The organism is Kitasatospora sp. NPDC004614 (genome assembly GCF_042873675.1).
GTDB lineage: Bacteria > Actinomycetota > Actinomycetes > Streptomycetales > Streptomycetaceae > Kitasatospora.
Window position 1 is genome coordinate 111927 of record NZ_JBIALR010000008.1, and the last position, 26831, is coordinate 138757.

General features: G+C 72.4%; 20 protein-coding genes. 13 read left to right on the forward strand and 7 right to left on the reverse strand.

Translation table 11 applies throughout. The features are described from left to right. Positions 1–29 precede the first annotated feature (29 nt). A complete protein-coding gene (locus ACFYST_RS19020; RefSeq protein ID WP_387863772.1) occupies positions 30–2468 on the reverse strand; it encodes an endonuclease/exonuclease/phosphatase family protein in 2439 nt (812 codons plus the stop codon). Between the two features lie 286 nt (positions 2469–2754). After that, positions 2755–3846 carry a HoxN/HupN/NixA family nickel/cobalt transporter gene (locus ACFYST_RS19025; RefSeq protein WP_387645602.1) on the reverse strand — a complete coding sequence of 364 codons (1092 nt, stop codon included), beginning with the start codon at positions 3844–3846 and terminating at the stop codon, positions 2755–2757. 305 nt (positions 3847–4151) lie between these two features. On the opposite strand from ACFYST_RS19025, the gene ACFYST_RS19030 reads away from it, so the two are divergent. Further along, complete coding sequence (locus tag ACFYST_RS19030; RefSeq protein ID WP_387863774.1) at positions 4152–6455, forward strand: glycosyl hydrolase family 18 protein; 2304 nt, start codon at positions 4152–4154, stop codon at positions 6453–6455. A gap of 68 nt (positions 6456–6523) precedes the next feature. Here the strand turns inward: ACFYST_RS19030 and ACFYST_RS19035 are convergent, their stop codons facing one another. Then, the gene (locus tag ACFYST_RS19035; RefSeq protein ID WP_387863777.1) at positions 6524–8380 is read right to left on the reverse strand and encodes a hypothetical protein; all 1857 of its coding nucleotides are present in this window, start codon (positions 8378–8380) and stop codon (positions 6524–6526) included. A 36-nt stretch (positions 8381–8416) separates the two neighbouring features. Continuing rightward, a complete protein-coding gene (locus ACFYST_RS19040; protein ID WP_387863779.1) occupies positions 8417–10252 on the reverse strand; it encodes a HEAT repeat domain-containing protein in 1836 nt (611 codons plus the stop codon). A 131-nt stretch (positions 10253–10383) separates the two neighbouring features. Between ACFYST_RS19040 and ACFYST_RS19045 the strand changes: the two genes are divergently transcribed. Continuing rightward, positions 10384–11514: an alpha/beta hydrolase gene (locus ACFYST_RS19045; protein ID WP_387863781.1), complete on the forward strand. Its 1131-nt coding sequence runs from the start codon at positions 10384–10386 to the stop codon at positions 11512–11514. Between the two features lie 199 nt (positions 11515–11713). Here the strand turns inward: ACFYST_RS19045 and ACFYST_RS19050 are convergent, their stop codons facing one another. Continuing rightward, positions 11714–12475, reverse strand: a complete 762-nt coding sequence (locus ACFYST_RS19050; RefSeq protein ID WP_387863783.1) for an HNH endonuclease family protein — start codon at positions 12473–12475, stop codon at positions 11714–11716. 166 nt (positions 12476–12641) lie between these two features. Here ACFYST_RS19050 and ACFYST_RS19055 point away from each other — a divergent pair, with 166 nt between their 5' ends. The 5 genes from ACFYST_RS19055 to ACFYST_RS19075 all read left to right on the forward strand — a co-directional run bounded on the left by ACFYST_RS19055 (position 12642) and on the right by ACFYST_RS19075 (position 17198). Further along, entirely contained in the window at positions 12642–13232 is a 591-nt protein-coding gene (locus tag ACFYST_RS19055; RefSeq protein WP_387645615.1) for an NTP transferase domain-containing protein, read from the forward strand. 137 nt (positions 13233–13369) lie between these two features. Then, positions 13370–14200: a hypothetical protein gene (locus ACFYST_RS19060; RefSeq protein ID WP_387863786.1), complete on the forward strand. Its 831-nt coding sequence runs from the start codon at positions 13370–13372 to the stop codon at positions 14198–14200. A gap of 195 nt (positions 14201–14395) precedes the next feature. Further along, positions 14396–15175, forward strand: a complete 780-nt coding sequence (locus tag ACFYST_RS19065; RefSeq protein ID WP_387863788.1) for a hypothetical protein — start codon at positions 14396–14398, stop codon at positions 15173–15175. Between the two features lie 95 nt (positions 15176–15270). Next, positions 15271–16077: an iron-sulfur protein gene (locus tag ACFYST_RS19070; RefSeq protein WP_387863790.1), complete on the forward strand. Its 807-nt coding sequence runs from the start codon at positions 15271–15273 to the stop codon at positions 16075–16077. A 137-nt stretch (positions 16078–16214) separates the two neighbouring features. Beyond that, a complete protein-coding gene (locus tag ACFYST_RS19075; RefSeq protein ID WP_387863793.1) occupies positions 16215–17198 on the forward strand; it encodes a DUF2637 domain-containing protein in 984 nt (327 codons plus the stop codon). Between the two features lie 195 nt (positions 17199–17393). Here the strand turns inward: ACFYST_RS19075 and ACFYST_RS19080 are convergent, their stop codons facing one another. Further along, positions 17394–19577: a SpoIIE family protein phosphatase gene (locus ACFYST_RS19080; protein WP_387863795.1), complete on the reverse strand. Its 2184-nt coding sequence runs from the start codon at positions 19575–19577 to the stop codon at positions 17394–17396. A gap of 249 nt (positions 19578–19826) precedes the next feature. Beyond that, complete coding sequence (locus ACFYST_RS19085) at positions 19827–20228, reverse strand: ATP-binding protein (protein WP_387645630.1); 402 nt, start codon at positions 20226–20228, stop codon at positions 19827–19829. Positions 20229–20923: 695 nt separating this feature from the next. On the opposite strand from ACFYST_RS19085, the gene ureA reads away from it, so the two are divergent. From ureA to ACFYST_RS19115, 6 genes are all read left to right on the forward strand, one after another. Next, a complete protein-coding gene (ureA, locus tag ACFYST_RS19090; protein WP_387863798.1) occupies positions 20924–21634 on the forward strand; it encodes an urease subunit gamma in 711 nt (236 codons plus the stop codon). A 37-nt stretch (positions 21635–21671) separates the two neighbouring features. Beyond that, a complete protein-coding gene (locus ACFYST_RS19095; RefSeq protein ID WP_387645634.1) occupies positions 21672–23393 on the forward strand; it encodes an urease subunit alpha in 1722 nt (573 codons plus the stop codon). A gap of 32 nt (positions 23394–23425) precedes the next feature. Next, positions 23426–24469: an agmatine/peptidylarginine deiminase gene (locus ACFYST_RS19100; protein WP_387863800.1), complete on the forward strand. Its 1044-nt coding sequence runs from the start codon at positions 23426–23428 to the stop codon at positions 24467–24469. A 183-nt stretch (positions 24470–24652) separates the two neighbouring features. After that, the gene (locus ACFYST_RS19105) at positions 24653–25564 is read left to right on the forward strand and encodes a spherulation-specific family 4 protein (RefSeq protein WP_387863803.1); all 912 of its coding nucleotides are present in this window, start codon (positions 24653–24655) and stop codon (positions 25562–25564) included. A 70-nt stretch (positions 25565–25634) separates the two neighbouring features. Further along, positions 25635–25796 carry a hypothetical protein gene (locus ACFYST_RS19110; protein ID WP_387645642.1) on the forward strand — a complete coding sequence of 54 codons (162 nt, stop codon included), beginning with the start codon at positions 25635–25637 and terminating at the stop codon, positions 25794–25796. A gap of 71 nt (positions 25797–25867) precedes the next feature. Continuing rightward, positions 25868–26494 carry a TetR/AcrR family transcriptional regulator gene (locus ACFYST_RS19115; protein ID WP_387863805.1) on the forward strand — a complete coding sequence of 209 codons (627 nt, stop codon included), beginning with the start codon at positions 25868–25870 and terminating at the stop codon, positions 26492–26494. Positions 26495–26831: the final 337 nt, after the last annotated feature.

The following is a 26831-nucleotide window of genomic DNA, read 5'->3' on the forward strand; positions in this document are numbered from 1 at the left end:
CAGGCAGAACGAGGGCTCCCGAAGGGCCGTCACGGCTTGACGCGGACCACCTGCGGGTCGTGGTCGGAGGCCTGCGTGGCGAACTCGCTGTTGATGTGCACCACGTCGTAGCGGACGTGCTGCTGCTTGAACGCGGGGCTGACCAGGATGTGGTCGAGCACCTGCGAGTTGCCCTGGTAGACGTACGAGTAGCGCTCGCTCGCGGGCAGGTCGTTCACCAGGTCGCGGAGCACGCCGTCCTTGGTGAGGGTCTGCATCGCGGGCGAGAACTGGTAGTCGTTGAAGTCGCCGAGCGAGACGATCCGGGCGTTCGGGTCGGCGGCCTCCAGCTTGGCGATGAAGGCGTGCTCGATCTCGGCCTGCTTCTGGCGCTGCACCTCGGAGCTGCGGGTGGGGGCCTGGAAGCGGCTGTCGATGCCCTGGTCGCCGCCCTTGCTGTTGAAGTGGTTGGCGATCACGAAGACCGGCTTGTTGTGGAAGCTGAACTGGCCGACCAGCGGCTTGCGGCTGCTGTTCCAGGCCTCGTTGTTCGGGTCGATGCGGCCGGGCGAGGCGGTCAGCGAGGTGCGCTTGCCGGTGCCGGTGACGTCGACGGCGGTGGTGGAGTCGCCGCCGGCGATGTCGGTGAAGGAGACCCGGTCGGGGTTGAACAGGAAGACCTGGCGGATGTTGCCGCCGGGCTGGCCGCCGTCCTTGTCGTTCACCGGGTCGATGGAGCGCCAGTCGTAGGCGGGGCCACCGGCGGCCTTGACCGCGTCGATGAACTTCTGCACGGTGACCGAGGCGTCCACGGTGCCGTCGTCGGCGGCGCCGCTGTTGTCCTGGATCTCCTCCAGGGCGACGATGTCGGGCGAGCGCAGGTTGGTGACGACGGCCTGGGCGAGCTCGCTGTACTTGGCGTCGGGGTCGCCGGGGGCGAGGTTCTCCACGTTGTAGGTGGCGATGGCGAGTTCGCTGGGCAGTGCCCGGTCGGCGACCTCGCGCTGCAGGCCGTTGTCCTGGACGGTGCCGACGGTGTTCGCGGCGATGGTGTAGCCGCCGAACTGGTTGTAGTCGAGCGGGCCGGCGGTGGAACCGGTCAGCTTGTCACCGACGTTGGCGACCGGGAAGGGCTGCTCGGTCAGCGGCGGCAGCGACTGGATCATGATCCGGCCGTTGTTCGGCTTGTCGTAGCCGAGGTAGACCACGCCGCCGCGGTTGGTGCGCGGGTCGGCCGACGAAGCGTCCACCCAGAGCTCGTGGTACTTGTCCGTGGCCTGCACCACCGGCACGTCGCGGACCTCGACGTTCATGCCCTCCAGCGACTCGTACAGGTCGAGGGCGTACTTCGACGGGTCCAGCGGCAGGTTGTCGATCGAGCCGCCGGCGGCGTCCGGGGCGTACGCCGCCGGGATCTTGGCGGCGTCCAGCACCACGGGGGCGGGCACGGCGTTGCCGGAGGACAGCACGGCGACCTTCGGGCCGGTCAGCTCGGTGACGGACTGCGAGCCGCCCGCGCTGTTCGGGTAGTACTCGCTCACCTTGGCGGTGACCAGCACCGAGTCGCCGACCTTGACGGTCGGGGCGGCGGAGCCGGTGAAGACGAAGACGGCCTCGCTGGTGGCGGGGTTGTTGTCCGGGTTGGGGTCCTGGATCCAGAAGCCCTTGGTGCCGTAGCCGCGCACGCCGGTGACGATGCCGGGGACGTTGGTGACGGTCTTGGTGTTCAGCGGCGATATCCGGGTGGTGCCCTGGATGTCGTGGATCCGCACGTCGCCGGGGACGGGCGTGCCACCGCCGCCGCCGGGGGTGGTGCCGCCGCCGGTGGTCTGGCCCTTGGAGTTGACCGGGGTCGGGTCGCCGGCGGTGAGGTCCTTGGCGTTGTCGTCGGTGTCGGCGAGTGACGAACCGCGGGCCACCGAGGCGCTGTTGGACGCGCCCGTGGCCGGGCCACCGCCCTCGCGGACCACGGCGGAGCCGAAGCCGACCAGGTCGACGATCCGGGTGTCGGCGGCGCAGTCGGCGGCGGTCTTGCAGCTCAGCGGCGCGGTGCCGTTGACCAGCGCGACGGTGCCGGAGGTGGCGGACATGTTCAGGCTGCCGCCGGCGTCGGCGGCCGGGAGGTCGGCGGTGCCGCCGGCGCCGGGCGCCTCGGAGATCAGGTAGCGGCCGCCGGCCGGGACCGAGCCGTTCAGCGGGGTGACGCCCCACTGGGTGGTGGCGCCGGGGCTGCCGGGCAGGTACTGCACGCTGTAGCCGGACAGGCCGAAGGCGGCGCCGGTCGGGTTGCCGAGCTCGATGAAGTCGTTCTTCAGCGTCGCACCGGAGTTGCCGCCGCCGCCGTACACCTCGGCGATCACCGCACCGGTGGACGGCGCGGCGAACGCGCCCGGCAGCGGGACGAGGACCAGGGACGCGGCGACCGCGGCCGGCGCGGTGACGCGCAGCAGCGTGCGGCGGGAGCGGCGGGCGGGGGTGGGGCTGGGCACCTTGGCGGGGCTCCTTCGTGGCAGGACCATGGCCCGGTCGCCGTCACTCGGGCGCCGGGTGGCATTGAGGGTTCGTCAGGAGGCTGACTGCCGGGGCCTCTCCGGCCCTGCCGGGCGGGCCCCGAACGGCAACTCGCGTAGATCCAGCCAGAAAGATACGCGCGTAGAAGTTGACCCGACAAGGGCCTTGACGTGAACTTCTCGCCGCCGAGCGGGTACACCCCGGCCCCCGCACATGCGAAAGGGGCACCCGCCGGGTGCCCCTTGTTCGCTGACGACGCGTCGGTCAGGACTGCTCGCGCAGCCCCGCCGACCACTTCTGCTCGACCTTGCCGAACTTCCAGAACGCCATCGCGGCGCCCCAGGTGAGCACGAACAGGCCGACGATCACGTAGCCGACCAGGTTGAGGTCGAGCGAGCCGATCCAGCCGATCGGGCCGCTGGTGATGTCCAGCTTCTCGGCCAGCAGGCCGACCAGCTCGACCACGCCGATCACCAGCGCCACCAGCACCGACAGGCCGGTGACGGTGAGGTTGTAGTAGATCTTGCGGACCGGCTTGGAGAACGCCCACTCGTAGGCGAAGTTCATGAACGAGCCGTCGATGGTGTCCAGCAGGCTCATGCCCGCCGCGAACAGGATCGGCAGCACCAGCAGCGCGTACCAGGGCAGCGAGAACGCGGCCGCGCCGCCGGCCAGCACCAGCAGCGACACCTCGGTGGCGGTGTCGAAGCCGAGGCCGAACAGCAGGCCCACCGGGTACATGTGCCAGGGCTTGGTGACCGCCCGGGTGACCTTGCCGAGGATCCGGTTCAGGAAACCGCGCTTGTCGAGCTGGCGCTCCAGCTCGGCCTCGTCGAAGTCGCCCTGCCGCATCCGCCGGAACACCTTCAGGATGCCGTTGAAGGCGCCCAGGTTGATCAGGCCGATCAGCACCAGGAACGTGCCGGAGACGGTGACGCCGATCAGGCCGGTCGCCTTGTGCAGCGCCGACTCGTCGGACTCGACCTGCCCGGCCAGCGAGCGGATGCCGAACGCCAGCAGGGCGCACAGGCCGAACACGATCGAGGAGTGCCCGAGCGAGAACCAGAAGCCCACCGAGAGCGGGCGCTTGCCCTGGCCCATCAGCTTGCGGGTGGTGTTGTCGATGGCGGCGATGTGGTCGGCGTCGAAGGCGTGCCGCATGCCCAGGGTGTACGCCGTCAGGCCCATGCCGGCGCCGAACACCTGGCCGCCGACGTCGTAGTGCTTGGGCGCGATGACCGCCAGCAGGGTGAACCAGCCGACCACGTGCAGGGCGAGGACGAACGCGGCCATTCCGGCCAGCCGGATCCACTCCTCGCGGGTGAGCCGGTCGCGCAGGCGCGTGGGCGCGGGCATTGGGGAGGTCCTTCCGGGAGGGTGGCGAGCCGCATCATCCTTCCTTTGATCAGCTCGTAATTGCAAGTCATATGCAACTGAAAGCCAGAGGCGCACAACGGCGCGATCCCCGGTCCCGCCCGGCCCTCCCCAACCGAACCGATCGGAAAGCTTCCTGACGGTTCGTGAGCCGAAATCCTTGACCCGGACGATTGGTCCAGTCCAATCTAGGTGACGCGCTCACCCCAAAGCGCACAGGCTCCCACCTGGGCCCGTCGGGCCACCGCACCTACCGGACAAACCCCACTGACTCCGGAGGTTCCTCCATGCTTGAACGGGCCACGCCCGCACCCGGGTCGACGCGCCGGGCCCCCTCCCGTCGCCGCGCCGGCGCCCTCGTGGTGGCCGCCGCCATGACGGTCGGCTCCACCGCGCTCGCGCTCTCCATGGGCAGCGCCTCGGCCGCCGCCGTCAACCTGCTCGCCAACGGCGACTTCGAGACCGGCAGCCCGAGCGGCTGGACCTGTACCAGCGCCTCGGTGGTCAACACCGGCGCACACGGCGGGACCTACGCACTGAACGCCAACGCCACCGCCGGCGACACCGGCCAGTGCCAGCAGACCGTCACCGTCCAGCCGAACACCAAGTACACCCTGGCGGGCTGGCTCAAGGGCAACTACGTGTACCTCGGCGCCACCGGCACCGGCGTCAACGCCTCCACCTGGACTCCGGCCGCGGCCAACTGGACCCAGCTGAGCACCACCTTCACCACCGGCGCGACCACCACCTCGGTGACGGTGTTCACCCACGGCTGGTACGGCGCCGGCGCCTACCAGGCCGACGACCTCAGCCTGACCGGCCCCGACGGCGGCGGCTCCCCGAGCCCGTCGACCTCCGCGAGCGCCAGCGCCTCGGCCTCGGCCAGCCCCTCGCAGAGCGCCTCCCCCAGCCCGTCCACCTCCACCTCGCCCTCGCCGTCCGCGAGTTCCAGCTCCGGCACCGGCAACGGCCCCGCCGGCGACGGCAAGATCACCGTCCCGGGCGGAGTGACGGTCAGCAGCACCACCGCCAACGCCGTGGTGCTGAAGTGGAACGCCTCGACCGACTCCACCGACAACTACGTCGGCTACAAGGTCTGGTCGAAGGGCCAGCTGGTCGGCACCTCGATGGGCACCTCCATCGCGATCTCCTCGCTGCTGCCGAACACCTCGTACACCTTCACCGTCCAGGCGTACGACAAGGCCGGCCACGCCTCCCAGCAGTCCGCCGCGGTGACCACCTCCACCGCCGCCGCGCCCGCCACCGCCAAGCCGGTCAAGTCCGCCTACTTCGACCAGTGGTCGGTGTACGACGCCGCCTACTACCCGAAGAACGTCGACACCTCCGGCGCGGCCGGCAAGCTGGACGTCATCTCCTACGCGTTCGAGAACATCCACCCGACCAACCTCAACTGCTTCGAGGCGGTCAAGGCCTCCGACGCCAGCCACGAGGACAACCCGAACGCGGGCGACGGCGCGGCCGACGCGTACGCCGACTACCAGATGGACTACAGCGGTGCCATCTCCGTCGACGGCTCCGGCGACGACTGGCAGCAGCCGCTGAAGGGCAACTTCAACCAGCTGCGCCAGCTCAAGGCGAAGAACCCGAACCTGCGGGTCACCCTGTCGCTCGGCGGCTGGACCTACTCCAAGTACTTCTCCGACGCGGCGGCCACCGACGCCTCGCGCAAGAAGCTGGTCTCGTCCTGCATCGACATGTTCCTCAAGGGCAACCTGCCGACCGGCGTGGCCGGTGACGCCTCCGGCGGCGCCGCCAGCGCCGCGGGCATCTTCGACGGCATCGACATCGACTGGGAGTACCCCGGCTCGGCCGGCGGCCACACCGGCAACCACTACTCCGCCGCCGACAAGCAGAACTTCACCGCGCTGCTCGCCGAGTTCCGCAGCCAGCTGGACACCTACGGCGCCAGCCTCGGCAAGAAGTTCCTGCTCACCGCGGCCCTGCCGTCCGGACAGGACAAGATCTCGTCCATCGAGACCGACAAGATCGGCGCGTACCTCGACTACGCCGACATCATGACCTACGACATGCACGGCTCCTGGGACGCCACCGGCCCCACCAACCTCCAGGACCCGCTGCACGACAGCCCCGCCGACCCGACCCTGCCGATCGCCCCCGGCACCGCCAAGTACAACGTGGACACCGCGCTGGCCGCCTACACCACCGGCCTCCCCGAGTACGGCATCAGCGGCGGCTTCCCCGCCAACAAGATCGTCCTCGGCGTCCCGTTCTACTTCCGCGGCTGGACCGGCGTCCAGGCCGGCAACAACTACGGCCTCTACCAGAAGGCCACCGGCGCCACCCCCGCCAAGCCCGGCAGCCAGGAAGCCGGCCTCGCCAGCTGGCGCGAGCTCACCCTGACCGCCCAGAACACCCACTGGGACCCGATCACCGAGTCCACCTGGGTCTACGACGGCACCAACTTCTGGACCGGTGACGACCCGAAGGCCATCCAGGCCCGCGCGGCCTACGCCAAGTCCAAGGGCCTGGCCGGCATGTTCGCCTTCGCCCTGGAGAACGACGACAACTCCGGCACCCTGCTGAACTCCCTCTTCACCAGCCTGGGCTGACACCTCGTCGCACAATGAACGGACGGCCCGCCGCATCTTCCCCATGGGTGCGGCGGGCCGTCGCCATTTCACGGCCGGTGGGCGAGCAGCAGCCGGGCCTCCGCGCGGAGTTGGTCCTCCTCGCGCATGTTCCAGAAGTGGTCCTTCCCGACCGGTACGCGCCGGTCCGTGGCCAACCACCCCTCGACCAGGGCCCGGTGCTCGGGCGGCAGCGGCCGGCCGATCCGGCGCAGCACGGTGAGGGCGTGGACGGCCGGCGCGCGGCGGGACAGTGCGGCGAGCAGGACGGGGAGGGTCCGGTCGGGGTCGCCGGTGATTCGCCAGTGCGCCTCGGCGGCTTCCACTTGCTGCCGCGGGTGGCCCTCCGTCAGGCAGCGTTCCACCAGTGGCAGCAGCGGCGCGCCGAGCGGGCCGAGCAGGGCGATGTCGGCCAGGCAGTCGGTGCGTTCGGTGAGCAGGTGCAGCGCGGGTTCGGGGTCGGCGCCGAGCCGGGCGGCGGCGACGGCGGCCGCGGGGGCCAGGTTCCGGTCGCCCCTGGTCACCAACTCGCCCAGCAGGTTGAGGAGTTCGGGGTCGGTGAGGCCGGTGCCACCGAGGAAGCGGACGAGTTTCACGGTCGGGCGGGCGCCCAGCAGTGCGGTCAGTTCGGGCAGCAGTGGGGCGGCGCTGTCGGGGGTGAGGGTGTCGAGGAGTTCGTCGGCGCTGCCGTGCATGCTGCCGCACCCGCCGCAGGGCTTCGGGGCGAGGGCCCGGCGTCGCAGGTCGAGGTCGTCGGTGGGGGCGGCGAGCGCGTCGAGTGCGGCCGCTTCGGGCTGGGGGACGGTGGTGAGCAGGCGGGTGTCACCGGCCCGGCCGAGGGCGAGTTGGGCGGGCCGGTGGATCCGCCAGTCGGGGTCGGTGGTGTGCGGCAGCACCGCCTCGGCGACGGCGGCGGGGTCGGCGCAGCGGGCGACGAGATCGGCCAGGCCGTCCAGGACTTTCATCCGCCAGTACCACTCGTGCTGGTGGGGCAGCGCGGCGGCCAGCAGCGCGGCGGCCTCCTCCTCGTATCCGCGCCAGCGTTCGGCCAGTCGCAGCGCGCGGCGGGCCCCGCGTCCGTCGTGGTCGCCGGCGGCGATCCAGGCGGCGGCGACGGCCCGGGTCGCCTCCGCGTCCTCGTCGAGCAGGTACCGCAGCCGGTCGTCGGTGTTGCCGACGCCGGGGAACCACTCGCCCGAGACCACCCGGAACGCCGGGTCGCCGCCGTCCGCGACCAGGACGTCCAACAGCTCGGCCGGGTACGGAAGTTCGGCCGCCTCCAGCAGCCCGAGCGCGGCGGTGGCCCGGACGGCCGGCTCGGGGTCGGCCAGCGCCGCCCGCAACCGCCCGGCCGGGTCGGCGTCGAGGAAGCGCAGCACCGTCAGCGCCTCGGCCCGCACGGCGGGCGCCGGGTCCTCGCGCTGAAACGCGGTCAGCGCGGCCACCGCGAGCGGCAGACACTCCCCCGCCGCCGCCCAGCGCGCCACCCGGACGAGCCGGCGGCGCACCTCGGGGTCGGGGTCGTCGCGCAACAGGTGGAGCAGGCCCGGGAGTTCCTCGGCCGCCAGGGTCCGCCCCGTCACCTTGTCCTCGAACCCGCTCTCGTCCGCCTCGCCCTCGTACTCCTCTTCGGCCCCGCCGGTGGTCGCGATGAACGCCAGCATGTCGTCCCGCCGGTGGACGGCGTGCACGGCGGCGTGCGCCAGGTACGGGACGGCGGCGGCCCCCGCCGAGGAGACCGTCCCCTGATGCAGGGCCCGCCCGAACAGCTCGCCGAGCACCCGATCGACCACCGCCCGGTCCTCGTCGTACAGCCCGCGAATCCAGTCGGGGACGTCGGTGCCGCTCCCGTACGAGTGCTCCAGCGATGCCCAGTCGGTCAGGTGCAGTTCCTCAGGTGATCTCACGAACGCCGGACCTTAGCCGAACGCCCTGACAAGGCATCATTCCTGCTGAGCGAGCAGCAGCCGGGCATCCTCGCGCAGCCGGTCGTCCTGGTGCTCCCACGAATCGAACGGCCCCAGCACGCGGCGGTCGGCGCGCGCCCATTCCTCGACCGTCGCCCGCTGCTCGTCGCTGAGCGCCGCACCCATCCGCCGCAGCGCCGCCACCGCGAACGCCCCCACCGGGAGCGGCTGGAGCAGCTCGGTCAGCACCGGAACGGCCCGGGCCGCGTCGCCGGTGATCGACCACAGCGCCTCGGCCGCACGGGCCCGGGACCACTCGTGCTGGTACGTCAGGTAGGGCTCGACCAGTGGCAGCAGCGGGCTCGCAAGCGGTCCGAGCAGGGCGATCTCCGACATGGCGTGGCCGTGGCGGCCGAGGTCCTCGGCGAGCAGACGCAGCGCGGGTGCCGGGTCCGCGCCGAGCCGGACGGCCGCGACCGCGGCGTGCAGCACCGGGTCCTGGCTCGCGGTGGCGGCCAACTCCTCCAGCAGGCCGATCAATTCGGGGTCCGCCAGGCCCGTCCCGCCAAGCACCCGCACCAGTTGCCCGCTCGGGCAGTCACGCAGCAGCCGGGTCAGCTCGGGCAGCAGCGGGCCGGCATCCGCGGGGGTGAGCGCCGCCAGGAGTTCACGGGCCCCGCTGTGCGGCCGGTCGCAGCCTCCGCACAGATAGGGCGTGAGCACCCTGCGCCGGAGCTGGAGGTCGTCGGTGCGGGCGGCCAGCGCGGCCAGCGCGTCCCGGTCGGGCTCGGGGACGGCGGTGAGCAGCCGGGTGTCGCCGGCCCGGCCCAGCACGAGTTGCGCGGCCGTGGCGATCCGCCGGTCCGGATGGGTGACGTACGGCAGCGCGGCCTCGGCGGCCGGGCCCGGGTCGGGGCAGCGGTCGACCCACCGGGCGAGGTCCCGCAGGGCCTGCATGTGCGGGTGCCACTCGCGCTGGTGCGGCAGGGCGCGGGCGAGCAGCGCGACGGTGTCCGCCTCCCGGTCCCGCCAGGTGTCGGAGAGCCGCACGGCCAGGCGGCTGCCGCGCCCATCGTGGTCGCCGGCGGCGATCCAGGCGGCGGCGACGGTACGGCAGGCCTCGGCGTCCGAATCCAGCACCGCGGCCGCCCGATCGTCGGTGCTGCCGACGCCGTGGAAGAACTCCGCCCACGGCACGGCCAACACGGGACTCCCGCCGTCCGCGGCGAGCACATCCACCAGCTCGGCCGGGTACGGCACCTCGCCGCTCTCCAGCAGGCCGAGCGCGGCCATCGCCCGGACGGCGGGCTCGGAATCGGTGAGCGCGGCGCGCAGCCGCCCGGCCGGATCCGGGTCCAGCCGGCCGAGGACGGCCAGCGCCTCGGCCCGCACCCGGGCGGACGGGTCGTCGCGGTGGCAGGCCGTCAACGCGTCCAGGGCGAGCGGCAGTTCGTCCCCCGCCGCCCAGCGCGCCACCCGGACGAGCCGGCGGCGCACCTCGGGGTCCTCGTCCCGCAACAGGTGCAGCAGGCCGGGGAGTTCGCCGGAGACCGTGATGCCGTCCAGCGTCCCGTCGTCGAACCACCGATCCGCGTCGGCCCTCCCGGCGTTGGCCAGGAACGCCAGCATGCTGTCGCGCCGGTGGACGGCGTGCACGGCGGCGTGCGCCAGGTACGGCACCGCCGCCACGCTCGCCGGATACACCGTGCCCTGGTGCAGCGCCCGTCCGAACAGCTCGTCCAGCGCCTCGTCGACCACCACCCCGTCCTCGTCGTACAGCGCCCGAATCCAGCCGGGGACGTCGGTGCCCTCCCCGAACGCGTGGTGCAGCGACGGCCAGTCGACCAGGTGCAGTTCCTCAGGAGTTCTCACAGGCACCGGAGGCTAACCGGGAGATCCGACAGGCCGAGGAATTGGCTTGCCCTTGGGGACGGCTTGGCAAACCCGGGAAGGTGCTGGGAGGCGGCTGTGAGCCAGATGAAGCCGTACCTTACGATCATCGGGTGCCGAGCCTGACCGGAGTCCCGATCCAGATCATCGCCAGCCTGCTGGCGATCGCCGCCTTCGCCGCCACCATGTGGCTCTGGCCCCGGCTGGGCGGCCGGAGCTGGCGGGCGTGGCTCGGGCGGCTGGGGGCGTTCTTCGGGACGCAGATCGTGGTGCTGGCCGCGATGGGGCTGGTCGCCAACTCGTACTTCGGCTTCTACTCGACCTGGAGCGACCTGCTCGGTCTGGACGGCAGCCCGGGCACGGTGGTGAACCACGAGCCGGGCGGCAAGGCCGTCTCGGTGACCGGCGAGCAGAAGATGTACTCCTCGCAGGGCTCCGCGCAGGACCGCTCCGGCGTGATCCAGAAGGTGGAGATCCGCGGCGAGCACTCCGGGCTGACCGGTACCCCGGCGTACGTGTACCTGCCGCCGCAGTACTTCCAGCCGGCCTACGCGGGGACGAAGTTCCCGATGCTGCTCGCGCTGTCCGGCTACCCGGGCACGGCGGAGAAGCTGATCTCGCTGCTCCAGTACCCGGCGTCCACGCTGAAGGCGATCGAGGCCAAGGAGATGCCGCCGACGGTGCTGGTGATGATGCGGCCGACCCTGGTCGCCAACCGCGACACCGAGTGCATGGATGTCCCCAATGGCCCGCAGGCGGAGACCTTCTTCACCGAGGACCTGCCGAAGGCGATGTCCGCCGCCTACCGGATCGACGACCGGCCCGAGGCTCGCGCGGTGATCGGCGACTCCACCGGCGGCTACTGCGCCGTCAAGTTCGCGATGCGCAAGCCGGATTCGTACCGGGCGGCGATCGCACTGTCCGGCTACTACGAGGTCCACAACGACCCGACCACCGGCGACCTGTTCGGCGGCAGCGCCGAGGTCAAGCAGGACAACGACCTGCTGTGGCGGCTCCAGAACAAGCCCGCACCGCCGGTCTCGCTGCTGCTCGCCACCAGCCGCAACGAGGAGAACTACCCGGCGACGCAGCAGATGATCGGCGCGTTCAAGGCCCCGACCCAGCTGTCCACCATCACCCTGGACACCGGCGGCCACAACTTCCACACCTGGACCCGGGAGATCCCCCCGGCCCTCACCTGGCTCGGCAGCCGGCTCCCGCAGCCGACTGCCGCCGCGAGCTGACGAACCGTGGGCTGCGCGGAGATTGCAGCCCGCTCGTAGTCGGGCCTCATCGGGTTCTCAGGCACGCCACCCAACGTGTCTCCCATGACCACGTCCAGTTCCGTTCCTCCGACCAGCGAGCCGTGGCCCGACGCCGCGCCCCCCGGGGGGGGGACGCGAACGGCCTCGGGTCATTCCACGCCGGTCAACAACTGCCGCGTCAGCCGCCGCACAACGACAGCATGGTCTTCTTGTCGGCGGGCGTCACCGGCAGCTGGTACTTCAGCGAGACCTGCGCCCAGCGGATCGCGTACGAGCAGTGCACCTCGGTGTTGGCGGGCAGCCAAGTGGCCGGGCCGGAGTCGCCCTTGGAGGCGTTCTGCGAGCCGTCCGCCGGGATCAGGTTCAGCGGGTCGTTGGCGATCTGCACCCGCTTGGGCTTCTCCCACTGCGAGGCGCCCTGCTGCCAGTCGTAGGACAGCGGCATCACGTGGTCTATCTGTATCTTCGACGCCTGCTGCTTGTTCCAGTCCACCGTCTTGCCGGTGTACGGGTCCCAGATCGTCATTCCGGTGACGACGCACTCGGAGCCGTCCTTGTGCTCCACCTTCTGCCCGTCCCGGGCCAGCATGTCGTCGCGGGTGGCGCAGCCGTTGTGGCCCATCGGGACGCCGTCCACGTTGTCCGTCCACGGCGGGCCGAACTGGTCGCGGTCGTAGCCGGTCTTCGGACCCGCGTCGGCGGTCTTGACCTTTCCGATCAGATCCCGCCCCGCCTTGCGGTCCTCGTCGCTGGTGACGGGCGCCAGGCCGGGCTTGGTGCCGTCCGGGTTCTGCAGCGGGTTGGTGCCCTTGGAGGCGGACTTGGCCGACTGGGGCTTCGAACTGCCGGTTGTCGATGCCTTGTTGGCACTGGTGCACGCGCCGAGGGCGAGCGATCCGAGCAACAGGGCGGCGGCTATGACGGGGCGGCGGGATCGCACGGTATTCCTCTGCGGGTGGGCGAGTCTGACGGCCCACCAGAAGACCAGCCGGTCAAGCACGGGTCAAGGCGACCACGCCGCAGCATGACACACCTCACAATCCGGGCAAAACCTGTCCGCACGAAGGATTCGCCGAGGCCGGGGGGCGGGGGCGCAGACTGGCGGTATGACGGAATTGCGGGTGCCGGCCCTGGTGCTGGCGGCGGGCGGCGGGTCCCGTCTGGGCGGGCGGCCCAAGGCGCTGCTGCGCTACCGGGGGCGCACGCTGCTGGAGCACGCGCTGCTGGCGGCGCGGGACGGCGGGTGCGACGAAACCGTGGCGGTGCTGGGCGCGTCGGCGGCGGAGGTCCGGTCGCGGGTCGACACCGGCGACTGCGTGCTGGTCGACAATCCCGCCTGGCCCACCGGGCTTTCCTCTTCTCTGCGCGCGGGCCTGGCCGCGCTGCCGGCCGGGGCGAGTGCGGTGCTGGTGCTGCTGGTGGACACCCCGGGCGTCACGGCGGAGGCGGTGCGCAGGCTGCTGGCGTCGCACGCCCGGCGCACGGATCTGGCGGCGTGCGCCTACCACGGGCGCCGGGCGCACCCGGTCCTGATCGGCGCGGCGCACTTTCCCGAGCTGCTGGCCACTTCGACCGGCGATGCGGGCGCCCGCGCCCTGCTGTCCTCCCATCCGGTCGCGCTGGTGGACTGCACCGGCGTGGCCGCCCCCGACGACCTGGACACCCCGGCGGATCTGGCTCGATGGCACATCAGTTGACGGTTCGTCAGCACATCCGCACCTTTCCCCCGCCTCAACTGCGGTGCAGGATTACCTCATTCCGCACCGGGCCGGAGCCCGATCGGCGAGGATGGATGGCATCCCTGCCAGCTCGACCCAGACGGACGGTGCCCACCATGCCGCTGCCCGAGGACGCCGCAGATCCGGCCCGGTTCTCCCCCGGTTCGCCGTCGGGGGCCAGCCAACTGCGCTGCCCGGCCTGCCGTCGCGAGCACCGCTACGAGCCGCCGAGCCTGCCCTGCCCGTGCGGCGCACAGCTGCGGGTGCCGCTGCTGCGCGGCGGGGTGCCGGTGCAGGTGCGGTTCCGCTCCTGGGAGGACTCCTGGGTGAGCATGCGCTGCCCGCACTGCGGGCGCAACGACCAGTGGCCGCAGCCGGAGTTCACCTGCGACTGCGGGGCGACGGTGCGGATGCCGGTGGACCGGGCGCCGAAGCTGCAGAGCGCGGGCCCGCGGGCGACCCGTCCGGTCGAGGCGGCCCGCCCGTACACCACGGCGGTGCCGCCGCTCTCCCCGCCGGACCCGCTCGCGGCCGGTTCGGGCCCGGCCCGGGCGCTGCGCCCGCCGTTCCGCCCGCAGCCGGTGCGCACCCCGCAGGACGCGGTGCTGACGGCGGCCCGCTACTTGCAGTGGCTGGGCTTCGACGACCTGGAGCTGACCACCAGCCAGGAGCGCGACTCGACCAGTCTGCTGGGCGGCCGGATGGTGGCCCGGGTGGACACCTGGACGGAGCCGGCCGACGTCAAGGCGGTGGAGTGCCTGTGGCTGGAGACCCTGCACAGTGAGCAGGTCGCGGCGGCGATGTTCACCGTCTCCGGCTACTCCCGGCAGGCCTTGGTGCGCGGCGAACAGCTGCTGGTGGCCCTCTTCACGCTGGACGCGGCGGGCATCCCGCAGCCTTCGAACGGCGCGGCCGAGGCGCTGATGGAGACCGGCTGGACGTCCTGACACGCCGTCACGCCACCGTTACCCGGAAGCGCGTCTTCCGGATTTCCTCGCGCTCGTGATCTGGTGCACAAGCTCCTACGCGTGTTGAATTGCCGCCACGACGCGGGCCCTTGGGGATTGGGGAGGGCCGGCTGGTCGCTGCATGGCGCGCACAAGGAGGTGGCGTTGTCGGTGCACGGGACTGCCCCGGGGGGCATGGCGGACGTCGTCTGGCGGCTACGGTCGCGGGGCTGCTGGCAGGAGGCGGCGGACCTGCTCCGCCCGCAGGCCGGCCGGGATCCGACGGCGGCGCTCCAGCGGGCCGAACTGCTGATCGAGCAGTGCCTGTTCACCGCGGACCACTGGGAGCGCGCGGAGGACGCCCTGCGCCAGGCGGAAGCCTCGGTCGCCGGCAGCGAGCACCGCGCGGCGGCCTCCTGCGCACGCGGCTACCTGGCGTACGTGGCCAGCGTGTTGAGCCGCCGGGACCGGCTGGACGAGGCACAGGCCGCGCTGGGCCGCACCTCGGCGCTGCTGCCGCCGAAGGCACCGGGCCGGCCACTGCTGGACTTCCGGCGCGGGCTGGTCGCGGAGAACCTGCTGCACGATCCGGCGGCGGCGCACAGTGCGTACACCCGGGCGCACGAGGGGGCCAGGGAGCGCGGCGACGACCTGCTGCGCTCCTCGACCTGGTGCCACCTGGCGGGGCTGGCAGCGGCAGCGGGCGATCCGGAGCGGGCCCGGGAGGGTTTCGGGGCGGCACTGAAGCTGCGTGAACAACTCGGGTTCACGGTGGGGGTGGCGCCGGCCCTGGCCTCGCTGGCGGAGGTGTCGGAACCGGCCGAGGCGGAGCGGCTGCGCGCCGAGGCGTCCCGGCTGGTCCAGGCGCTCGGCGGGGTGCCGGTGTGGCTGGCGCGGCGGCTGGGCCGGGCGCCGGCGAGGGCGACGGAACCGGAAGACGGCACTGTGCACGACCCGCGGCACGGCATCAGCTAAGGTGAGCCTTACCTGTCCGGGGCGAGCAGTGGCCCGGACAGGTCCACCGCGCCGTGCCCGGGCCCCGCTCCCGGGGTACCACCCAGGGAGCCCGCGTGACCGCGCACCAGGTCGAGCAGTTCCCCGCACCGACCGCCGCCGACTCCCAGGTATTACACGGGAGTTGGCGGCGCCTCACCAAGGTCTTCCCGGGCCTGCGGATCCACCCGGCCGCCCCGCGCACCGGCGCCGGCTGGACCACCGCCGCCGCCCTCGCCACCGACCCGGCCGCCCTCGATGCGACGATCGCCTTCGACGAACGCCTCGGCCTCGAGCTGTACGGCACCCCCACCCGCCCGGACGTCACCGCCGGCTTCAGCCTGCACCGCTACGCCTGGCCGGCCGCCCTCGCCTTCACCCTGCCGTGGTTCCTGGAGCGCCGCGTCCCGGTGCTCCCGGTCGAACGCGTCTCGATCAACCGCGCCACCGGCGAACTCACCGCCCGCCCGACCGCCTTCCACTGCCTGCCGGACGACCCGGCGGCCGACCGTCCGAACGCCCTGGTCGTCCCGGACCGCCCGGCCCTCGACGCCGCACTGCGCACCGCGCTCGCCGACCATCTCGCGCCGGTGCTCCACGCTTTCCGCCCCCGCGTGCGACGCGGCCCGCGCACCCTCTGGGCGCTCGCCACCGACGACGTGGTGGACGGCCTCTGGTACCTCGCCACCCTGCTCGGCGAGGAGCCCCGGGCCGTGGCCGAACTGACCGCCCTGCTGACCGCCGACGCCTCCTCGGCCCCGTTCGTCGGCCCGCCCGGCTTCCGCGAGGAGGGCGGACACCGCACCAGGACCAGGGTCGGCTGCTGCCTGTTCTACACGGTCCGGCCGGCCGAACCCTGTTTCAGCTGCCCCCGCAGCAAATAGCTCCGACAATATTTTGATCTGATTCCGAAATTCCCCCCAATTGGTGTTTTGCTCGCGATCCGGTCATGATTCCCCGCATATCTCCGCCATGATGGTTCCCCTCAATCACGACGCGGAAAGCGAGGCTTGATCAGCTCATGAGACTGTCGGACATACCGCTGGGCTGGGTCGTCGCCGGCGCAGCCGCCCTCGTGGGCGCCGTCGCCCTGCTGGCCTTCGCCCGCAGCCGCTCGGCCGCAGCCACCAACACCGGCAATTCGGACTCCTGGGAACGCGCCGAGGAACGCCGCCGCCGCACCGAATCCCTCTACGGGGGCGCCTCCTACTTACTGCTTTTCTGCTGCGCCGCGGTCGCCGCCGCGCTCTCCTTCCACGGACTGGTCGGCTTCGGCGTCCAGAACCTCGGCCTCTCCGGCGGCTGGGAGTACCTGGTCCCGTTCGGCCTCGACGGGGCCGCCATGTTCTGCTCCGTCCTCGCCGTCCGGGAGGCCAGCCACGGCGATGCGGCACTCGGCTCCCGCCTCCTGGTGTGGCTGTTCGCCGCGGCCTCCGCCTGGTTCAACTGGGTGCACGCCCCCCGCGGCTTCGGCCACGACGGCGCACCCCAGTTCTTCGCCGGCATGTCGCTGTCGGCCGCCGTCCTGTTCGACCGCGCCCTCAAGCAGACCCGGGTCGCCGCCCTGCGCGAGCAGGGGCTGGTCCCGCGACCGCTCCCACAAATCCGCGTGGTCCGCTGGCTGCGCGCCCCGCGCGAAACCTACGCCGCGTGGTCGCTGATGCTCCTCGAAGGCGTCCGCACCCTGGACGAGGCCGTCGAGGAGGTCCGCGACGACAAGCGCACCTCGGCGGAGAACCGGGAACGCCGCAGGATGGCCTCCCGCCGGGAACGCGCCGAGATCCGCGCCATCGGCCGCCAGCCCGGCACCAGTTGGCGCACCCGCCACACCCGCCAACTCGAACCCGCCCCCACCACCCCCACCCCGACGGAGCCCGCCATAGCCCCCGCCGGCCTCCCCGCCACCCCCGCCCACCGCAGCATCGACCTCATCCCGGAAGAGGACACCACGAGACTCGCTTCGCTCGAACAGAAGCTCAAGGACCTGGAGCAGCAGTTCGGCTGAGGAGAACGATGGGAGCCCCGACAGGGGCTCGGGGAACGGCGGGGCCGAGTCTGCTGGCGATCAACAGGGCGCTGAAAGGTTCCGCCGTTTCTGGTCCCCGCTCTAACCCGAAGCAGTCCCGACCACTCGCTGCCCCCGACCACCCGCAGCTCGGCCTCGCCGTTCCCCGAGCCCCTGGATTCGCACCCCGATCCTCTAACTGCTCACCTCGAACCACATCCGCTTGCCCGAGCCGCGAGGCTCAACCCCCCACGCATCGGCCAAGCCCTCGACCAGCATCAACCCACGCCCGGACGACGCCTGTTCGCCGGGCGTGCGGCGTGTCGGCCAGAGATCGCTCTCGTCCTCGACCTCGACCCGCAGCCGCGCCCGCCCGTCCTCCTGGTAGAGCCGCGCGGTGAACATCGCGTCCCGGTCCGTGTGCCTAATCGCGTTCGTCACGAGCTCGGACGACAACAGCTCGGCGGTGTCGATGAGTTCGGGCACCCGCCAGCGCCGCAACGCGTCCCGCAGCTCCGCCCGGAGTTCGGAGATCCGCGCCAGGTCCGCCTGCCCGATCCTGCGCCGCAACTGCTGCGCGGCGCGGCCGCCCGCGGGCCCGTCCCAGCGCAGCAGCAACAGCGCGATGTCGTCCTCGCGTTCGCTGGTGTCGGCGGCCTGCGAGGCGATCCGGTCGGCGAGTTCCTCCAGTGGTTCGCGCGGGGATTCGTCGATCGGGGCGAGGTGTTCGGAGACGGTGTCGCAGAGACGGGCGAACCCGGTGTCGAGGTCCATGTCGCGGGCTTCGACCAGGCCGTCGGTGAACAGCAGCACGGTCTCCCCGGGGTCGAGGCTGAACCGGGTCACCCGGTACTCCTCGTCGGGCGCGACGCCGAGCGGCAGCCCGCCCGCCACCGGAACGGGGTGGGTGCTGCCGTCGGCGCGGCGCACCACGGGGTCGAGGTGGCCGGCCCGGACGGCGTAGACCACGCCGTAGTCGACGTTGACCTCGGCGTAGGTGCAGGTCGCGAAGTGATCGGTGTCGAGGTCCGCCAGGAAGCGCGACGCCCGGGCCATCACGGCGGCCGGCGGGTGCCCTTCGGCCGCGTAGGCGCGCAGCGCGATGCGGAGTTGGCCCATGATGCCGGCGGCGTGCACGTCGTGGCCCTGGACGTCGCCGATGACCAGGCCGACGTGGCCTCCGGGCAGCGGGACGACGTCGTACCAGTCGCCGCCGATCTGGAGGCCGGAGCCGGCCGCGAGGTAGCGGACGGCGGTGGTGACGCCGGGGACGGCGGGGACGGTGCGGGGCAGCATGACGCGCTGGAGGCCGGCGGCGAGTTCGTGTTCGGCGTCGTGCAGGCGGGCCCGGGCGAGGGACTGGGCGACCAGTCCGCCGAGGGTGGAGAGCAGGGTGCGTTCGTCGGGGTCGAGTTCGCGGTCGTCGTCGAAGGAGACCACGCAGACGCCGGTGGGGCGGCCGCTGGCGACCAGCGGGAGGAACGCCCAGGAGGAGCGTCCGCTGCTCTCGGCCCAGTCCCAGGCCTCGGGGTAGCGCTCGCGGTACTCCTCGCGGCTGGAGACGAAGATCGGGGCGCGCTGCCGGACCGCCTCGGCGGCGGGGTGGGTGGGCGCGAGCGGGATGCGGTCGAACCGGTCGTCGAGGGTGCTGCGGTAGCCGCTGGAGCCGAGCACGGCGATCCGGCCGCCTTCGAGCGAGGCGAGGGCGAGTCCGTCGGGGCCGAGGCCGGGCAGCGGAAGTTCGGTGAAGACCCGGGCGACGTCGCGGACGGTGACGGCTTCGGAGAGGGCGCGGGCGGCTTCCTTGATGAACCGGGAGCGTTCCTCGCGCAGCACGGCGAGTTCGTCGGCGCGTTCGCGTTTGTGGAGTTCGACGGTGGCGTCCCAGACGAAGCCGACCATCCGGGAGGGGCGGCCGAAGGCGTCGGCGAGGACCCGGCCGCGGAAGCGCACGGCGTGCAGTTCGCCGTCGGGGAAGACGGTGCGGTAGTAGGCGCCGCACTGGCCGAGTTCGGCGACGGCCCGTTCGACCCGGCGGCGCACCACGGGGGCGTCCTCGGGGTGCAGCAGGGCGAGGAAGGCGCCGGAGCTGCGGTCGAACTGCTGGCCGGCCAGGCCCAGGATGGTGCAGGCGCGCCGGTCGCCGACCAGGGTGTCGCGCCGGATGTCCCAGTCGAAGGAGCCGATGCCGTTGGCGGCCATCGCCGGTTCGAGCCACTCGGGGGTGGAGTCCCCGGTGCGGGTGGGCAGGCCCCGGGCGGTGGACGGCACGGCGCGGCCGGCGGCGGTGCGCAGCGGGTTCGCGGGAGTGCTGTTCCGGGTGGCCTGGGCGGGCGGGGTGCGGCGGGCGGGCCCAGGCGCCTCGGGCTCGGTGGCCATGCTTCTCCTGCCGGTGCCTTGCCTGGCGGCCGCTGGTTTCCGTGTCCCCTGCTGGGCCGGCCGGACCGCGATGGTTGCGTGTGCCTACTGGCACACATTCTCACTACCCTCTCGTATGTTCGGCAAGGCGGCAATGCCGGTGACCTGCGCGGTACTGATCGCACACGATCCCGCCGGAGAATCCTCACCCGAACGGCCCACCCGGGTGGCCGGTCCGGAATTCCCCCCACCGGTTCGGGGCGGGCCCGCTCAGAGCACGGACAGCTCGAACCAGGTGACTTTTCCGTCCCCGCGCAACTGCACTCCCCAGTCGTCGGCGAGCGCCTCCACCAGCAGCAGACCGCGCCCGGAGGTGGCGTCCTCGTTCGGGTGGCGGCGGCCGGGGAGGTGGCTGGTGCGGTCGTGCACCTCGACCCGCAGGCGCTGTTCGGCGGTGAACTGGGCGTCGAACTCGGCGCCCTTGCCGGTGTGCACCAGCGCGTTGGTGACCAGTTCGGAGGTCAGCAGCTCGGCGGTGTCGGCAAGTTCCGGCACACCCCAGTGGTCGAGCGCGGCCCGCAGCCGGCGCCGGACGGTGCTGACGGCGGGCAGGTCCGCCGCCTCCAGGGAGGCGTGCAGCCGGCGGTGCAGGGCACACTCCGGCTGGTGCACCGGGGCCGGACCCTGCGACTGCGGCTTCGCCGCCGGCTGTGACTGAATCTGTGCGGGCCCCTGCCGGTCCGTCTGCTCCCGGCGCGAGGCCGAGCGCTGCCGCGGGAACCTTGCCTGACCGTCCATCAACTTCTTCAGCCCCCGCCCTCGTTCCGGACGGCCGCTCCGGTCCCCCACCGGCCCGGCGGCCACTTCTGGTCATCCTCATGCCCACTCGGCGGCGTTTGCAACAGTGATCCGCCTCTACGCCCGTGGTGAACGGTGCGCAAGGGCGTGCGCGGGCACGCGGGTGAGCCGGGGGCGCTCGCCCGGGCCGGTGCCCCGGTTCACCCGCGTGCCCGTTCGACGCCAGGAGATCCGCCGGCCCTGGTTGGCGCCGTTGGTGCAGCCCCACAGCTGGGTGGGCGCGGCATTGTCGGTGCGCCGGTCGGCGATCTCCGGGCTGGTGCGTCAGCTCGTCCCCGGCGCGATCCTCGCACGCCCCGATCATCGATTCCGATCCTTGCCGACCACTTCCGCACAGCTCCTCCCCACTTCTCCCACACCCCTCCCGTGCGCCTGCGGGGCGTCCCGGGCCCGCGGCCGGACGCTGGACATGGCGGGCAGCCGCGGGTTCAATGGGGCCCGACGCGTTTGAACGTCGTTCTAAACTCTTCACCGACCACCCTCCGTCCACCCTCGACGAGCGAGGCACCGTGCGACTGACTCCCACCGAACGGGACCGGCTGCTGATCTTCACCGCGGCCGAGTTGGCCCGCGCCCGACGGGCGCGCGGCGTGCGATTGAACGTGCCGGAGGCGACGGCGCTGATCGCCGACACCGTCTGCGAGGCGGCCCGCGACGGCCGCCGCCTGGCCGAGGCGATCGAGGCCGGCCGCACCGTGCTGAGCGCCGCCGACGTGCTGCCGGGCGTGCCGGACGTGGTGACGGTCGTCCAGGTGGAGGCGGTGTTCGAGGACGGGACGCGCCTGGCCGTGGTCAACGACCCGTTCCGCGGCGCGGGTTCGCTGGGCGACGGGGCGCCGGGCGCGGCGCTGCCGGGCGCCGGCGCGGGCTACGACCCGGTGGAGGAGGCGCTGCTGCTGCCGGTGCACAACACCGCCTCGGTGCCGATCTCGGTGACCTCGCACTTCCACTTCTTCGAGTCCAACCCGCGCCTGGCCTTCGACCGCGCCGCCGCGTACGGGATGCACCTGGCGGTGCCGGCCGGTTCCTCGGTGCGCTTCGACCCGGGCAGCACCGTCGAGGTCGGCCTGGTGCCGATCGGCGGCGAGCGGGTGGCGATCGGATTCGCCGGGCTGGTGGACGGGCCGCTGGACGCGCCGGGCGCGAAGGACGCGGCGCTGGCCAAGGCCCGGGCGACCGGCTACCTGACCGAGTTCGACGACACGGAGCCCGCGCAGTGACCGCCAACGCCCGCCGCACCAGGAAGGATCACCACGCATGAGTGCTATCACCCCGCACGACTACATCTCGGTGCACGGCCCGCGGGCCGGCGACCGGGTCCGGCTCGGCGACTCGGGGCTGATCGTCCGGGTCGAGTCGGACTCGCAGGCCCCGGGCGACGAGTTCCTCGCCGGATTCGGCAAGACCGCCCGCGACGGGCTGCACCTGAAGCCGGCCGCGGTCCGCGAGACCTGCGACGTGGTGATCTCCAACGTGCTGGTGATCGACGCGGTGCAGGGCATCCGGAAGACCTCGATCGGCATCCGGGGCGGCCGGATCTCGGCGATCGGCCGGGCCGGCAACCCCGACACCCTGGACGGCGTGGAGGTGGTGGTCGGCACAGGCACCACGATCGTCTCCGGCGAGGGCCTGATCGCCACCGCGGGCGCCATCGACACCCACGTCCACCTGCTGTCGCCGCGGATCATGGAGGCCTCGCTGGCCTCCGGCGTGACCACCATCATCGGCCAGGAGTTCGGCCCGGTCTGGGGCGTCGGCGTCAACTCGCCGTGGGCGCTGCGGCACGCGTTCAACTCCTTCGACGCCTGGCCGGTCAACATCGGCTTCCTGGGCCGCGGTTCGTCCTCCGACCCGGCTCCGCTGGTGGAGGCGCTCGCCGAGGGCGGCGCGTCCGGCTTCAAGGTGCACGAGGACATGGGCGCGCACACCCGGGCGCTGGACACCGCGCTGCGGGTCGCCGAGGAGTACGACGTCCAAGTGGCCCTGCACACCGACGGGTTGAACGAATGCCTGTCGGTGGAGGACACCCTCGCGGTGCTGGAGGGCCGCACCATCCACGCCTTCCACATCGAGGGCTGCGGCGGCGGCCACGTGCCGAACGTGCTGAAGATGGCGGGCGTGCCGAACGTGATCGGCTCCTCCACCAACCCGACCCTGCCGTTCGGCCGGGACGCGCTGGGCGAGCACTACGACATGATCGTCTCCGCCCACGACCTCAAGCCCGACCTGCCGGGCGACGCCGCGATGGCCCGCGACCGGATCCGGGCCGGCACGATGGGCGCCGAGGACGTGCTGCACGACCTCGGGGTCATCGGCATCACCTCCTCCGACGCCCAGGGCATGGGCCGGGCCGGCGAGACGGTGCGCCGCACCTTCGCGATGGCCGGCAAGATGAAGGCCGAACTCGGCCCGCTGGACGGCACCGGCTCGTACGGCACCGCCGAGGGCGGCGACGACAACGAGCGGGTGCTGCGCTACATCGCCAAGCTGACCATCAACCCGGCCATCGCCCACGGCCTCTCCCACGAGGTCGGCTCGATCGAGGTCGACAAGCTGGCCGACATCGTGCTGTGGCGGCCGGACCACTTCGGCGCCAAGCCGCAGCTGGTGCTGAAGGCCGGTTTCCCCGCGTACGGCGTGGTCGGCGACCCGAACGCCTCCACCGACCGGTGCGAACCCCTGGTGCTGGGGCCGCAGTTCGGCGCGCACGGCGCCACCGCCGCGGACCTCTCGGTGGCGTTCGTCGCCCAAGCCGCCGCCGATTCCGCCTACTTGGACGTCGCGGGCGACCAACTGCCCACCCGCAGGCGGCGGGTGGGAGTGCGCGGCACCCGGGGCATCGGCCCGCGCTCGATGCTGCGCAACGGCCGGCTCGGACAGGTCGACGTCTCGGCGACCGGCCTGGTCTCGCTGGACGGCGAGCCGCTGCGCTCCGCGCCCGCCGACTCGGTCTCCCTCAGCCGCCTGTACTTCCTGTGAACTCCCCTCACTTTCCTAGGACTTGATTCCTCATGACCTCCCCCACCCCCGCCTCGCTCGGCTTCCGGATGCCCGCCGAATGGCACCCGCACGAGCGCACCTGGATGGCCTTCCCGACCCCGAACCCGACCTTCGACGGAGCGGAGCAGCTGGACGCGGCCCGCCGCGCCTGGGCCGAGGTCGCCAACACGATCGTCCGCCACGAGCCGGTCACCCTGGTCGTCAACACCGGCGAGACCGAGGCTGCCCGCCCCTATCTCTCCCCCGACGTGGAGATCGTCGAGCGCCCGCTGGACGACGCCTGGATGCGCGACATCGGCCCGTCCTTCCTGATCGACGGCGAAGGCCAACTGGCAGCAGCCGACTGGGTGTTCAACGGCTGGGGCGCCCAGTCCTGGGCCCGCTGGGACAACGACCAGCACATCGCCGAACACATCACCGAGCTGGCCGGCGTGCGGCGCTTCGCCTCCCGTCTGATCAATGAGGGCGGCGGCATCCACGTCGACGGCGAGGGCACCGTCCTGGTCACCGACACCGTCCAGCTCGGCGAGGGCCGCAACGCCGACTGGACCCGCGAGCAGGTCGAGGCCGAACTGCACGCGCACCTCGGCACCACCAAGGCGATCTGGCTGCCGCGCGGACTGACCCGCGACTACGACGAGTTCGGCACCCGCGGCCACATCGACATCGTCGCCTCGTTCGTCCGCCCCGGCACCGTCGTCGTGCACTCCCAGCCCAACCCGGCGCACCCCGACCACGCGGTCTGCCAGGAGCTCGCCGGGATCCTCCACTCCGCCACCGACGCCCGGGGCCGCAGCCTGGAGGTCATCGAACTCCCGGCCCCCACCGTCCTGTTCGACGAGGACGGCGAGCCCGTCGACTACTCCTACATCAACCACTATGTGGCCAACGGCGTCGTCGTCCTGTGCGCCTTCGACGACCCGCGCGACGAGCAGGCCAAGGCCATCCTGGAGAAGGCGTACCCCGGCCGGACCGTCGAACTGGTCGACGCCCGCGAGATCTTCGCCAACGGCGGCGGCATCCACTGCATCACCCAGCAGCAGCCGAAGGCCTGACGCCGCCTCACGCATCGAACGGCCGGTCAGTGGTGGAGCCGACGCTCCGTCACCGACCGGCCGTCCGGTCGCCGGTGAACTCCTGCGAACGATCTCCGATATCCGTCCTCGGAACGCGCGTCGCTGGTTAGCATGCCCGTGCGGCGCCAGGGGGGCGCCCGCCCAGCATTGGGGGATCCACGCATGCGCATTCGCGCGAAGGGGCTCACCGCCCTGCTCCTCGGCTCGCTGCTCGCCGTCGGCGCCACCGCCGCACCGCAGGCCGGCGCCAGCACCACCCCGGCCGCCACCACCACCTCGACCCGCGGCCTGGAGATCGGCATCCCGGCCTACAGCTTCCCGGACTACCCGATGTTGCTGAACGTCCAGGCCACCACGCCCGCGCCGTCCGTCGTCATCCTCAACCCGGGCAGCGGCGAAGCCCCGTTCGCCGCCGACTGGCAGGCCCGCGCCGACGCGCTGCGCGCCAAGACCACCGCCACCGGCGAGCACACCAAGGTGATCGGCTACGTGCACACCGAAGCCACCGGGCGCGACCGGGACGCCGTGCTCAAGGACGTCCGCAACTACCTGGTCACCCCGGACGGCAAGCTGCACGTCGACGGCATCTTCTTCGACACCAGCAGCCGCAACTGCGGCGTCAACAACGTCGAACGCGACTTCTACCTCGACCTGCGCCACCAGGTCCAGGCGCTCGTCCACTCGATCGACCCGACCGTGCAGGAACTGGTGGTGAACAACCCCGGCACCGCCGTCCAGGACTGCTTCCTGGAGCCCGGCAAGCGCACCGCCGACACCTTCGTCACCTTCGAAGGCACCTACGACAACTACATCAACCACTACCTGGGCGGGAACGTCTTCAACCTGACCGCCGGCTACTACCCCGGCGCCGGGTTCGACCCCGACGGCACCTCCTACTGGCACCTGATCCACGCCACGCCCAACGCCACCGCCATGAAGACCGCCCTCAGCACCGCGTTCACCCGCGGCGCCGGGTACGCGTACGCCACCGACGACGTCGAACTCAACCCGTGGGACGCCACCCCCGCCTGGGGCTTCGGCGCGGAGACCTCGTACGCCGCCACCATCGGCTGACCTCCCGGCCCGGCCCACCCCTTCGTCGGCAGGAGGGGCGGGCCCGGCCCCGCAGGGGTGTCATGGAGGCATGACACCCCCCACGCTCGACGAACTCACCGACGAACTGCTGCGCCTCGCCCCCGGACTGGACCGCGAACAGGCCATCGCCGTCCTCCGCAAGGCCTACCGGGCCGGCCTCGACCACGGCCGGCAGGAGACCGCCGAAGGACGCGAACACAGCGGCTGGTGACCCCCGGCCACACCCCCGCCCCGCGCCGTACGGGAAACTGGACGCCGGACAGCCAGCAACGAGGAGAGCGGATGGCCCCGCCACGCACCCGCCGCCCGGCCCGCCCGCGGGAAGAGGTGTACGCGGCCGCCCGCGCCGCCATCGCCGAACACGGCCTCGCCCGCCTCACCATGGCCGGCCTCGGCCAGCAGCTCGGCATGAGCGCCGGACACCTGCTCTACTACTTCGGCAGCAAGGACCAGCTCCTGCTGGAAACCCTCCGCTGGAGCGAGGCCCAGCTCGGCGAACGCCGCACCCGCGAACTCGCCCGCCACGACCTGCCGGTACTCGAACGGCTCGCCCGCTACATCGACCTCTACCTGCCCGAAGGCCCCGGCGACCCCCGCTGGATCCTGTGGATCGAGGTGTGGAGCCGCTCCCCCGGCACCGCGGAACTCCGCCAGGGCCAGCCCGACATCGAGACCCCCTGGCAGAACGACCTCACCGCACTCATCACCGAGGGCCTCACGACCGGCGTCCTCACACCCGTCGCCGACACCCCCGCTCCCGCTCGCGCCACCCAGCTCCGCGCCCTCCTCGACGGCCTCGCCATCCCCCTCGCCATCGGCCTCCCCGCCACCACCCGCCCCCAGGCCACCGCCCACGCCACCTCCGCCGCCCACGCCCTGCTGGGCGTCCCGGCGAAGGCGGCGAAGTAGCGGAGCAGCGGTCGGACGGGCGCCACGGCTTCGGCACGGGCCGAGGGAACGCGACCGACACAGGCCCGGCCACCGGCGGCGTGCCACGGGCAACCGGCCACCGGCCGTTGGGCACCGGGCCGCCGACGAACGCAAGCGGCAGGGCGTTCACGATCGGATGCCGCGCCGCACCGGGCAACCACCGCCCCTCCCGGCGAAGCCGCCGCTCACCACCCACAGGCCACCCGGGCACCCGGCCGACCCGATCCGGCACGGAACCGGAAGCGCCGACGGACACCCGCAGCGGCCCGGCAACGGGCACCGGCGGGGACAGACCCACCGCCTCCGGCTGGGCCCC

Coding starts and splice junctions, on each gene's coding strand:
- ACFYST_RS19025 (WP_387645602.1), bottom strand. CDS start 3,846: ATGCCCGCGCCCACGCGCCTGCGCGACCGGCTCACCCGCGAGGAGTGG.
- ACFYST_RS19030 (WP_387863774.1), top strand. CDS start 4,152: ATGCTTGAACGGGCCACGCCCGCACCCGGGTCGACGCGCCGGGCCCCC.
- ACFYST_RS19055 (WP_387645615.1), top strand. CDS start 12,642: ATGACGGAATTGCGGGTGCCGGCCCTGGTGCTGGCGGCGGGCGGCGGG.
- ACFYST_RS19060 (WP_387863786.1), top strand. CDS start 13,370: ATGCCGCTGCCCGAGGACGCCGCAGATCCGGCCCGGTTCTCCCCCGGT.
- ACFYST_RS19065 (WP_387863788.1), top strand. CDS start 14,396: ATGGCGGACGTCGTCTGGCGGCTACGGTCGCGGGGCTGCTGGCAGGAG.
- ACFYST_RS19075 (WP_387863793.1), top strand. CDS start 16,215: ATGAGACTGTCGGACATACCGCTGGGCTGGGTCGTCGCCGGCGCAGCC.
- ACFYST_RS19080 (WP_387863795.1), bottom strand. CDS start 19,577: ATGGCCACCGAGCCCGAGGCGCCTGGGCCCGCCCGCCGCACCCCGCCC.
- ACFYST_RS19095 (WP_387645634.1), top strand. CDS start 21,672: ATGAGTGCTATCACCCCGCACGACTACATCTCGGTGCACGGCCCGCGG.
- ACFYST_RS19100 (WP_387863800.1), top strand. CDS start 23,426: ATGACCTCCCCCACCCCCGCCTCGCTCGGCTTCCGGATGCCCGCCGAA.
- ACFYST_RS19105 (WP_387863803.1), top strand. CDS start 24,653: ATGCGCATTCGCGCGAAGGGGCTCACCGCCCTGCTCCTCGGCTCGCTG.
- ACFYST_RS19110 (WP_387645642.1), top strand. CDS start 25,635: ATGACACCCCCCACGCTCGACGAACTCACCGACGAACTGCTGCGCCTC.
- ACFYST_RS19115 (WP_387863805.1), top strand. CDS start 25,868: ATGGCCCCGCCACGCACCCGCCGCCCGGCCCGCCCGCGGGAAGAGGTG.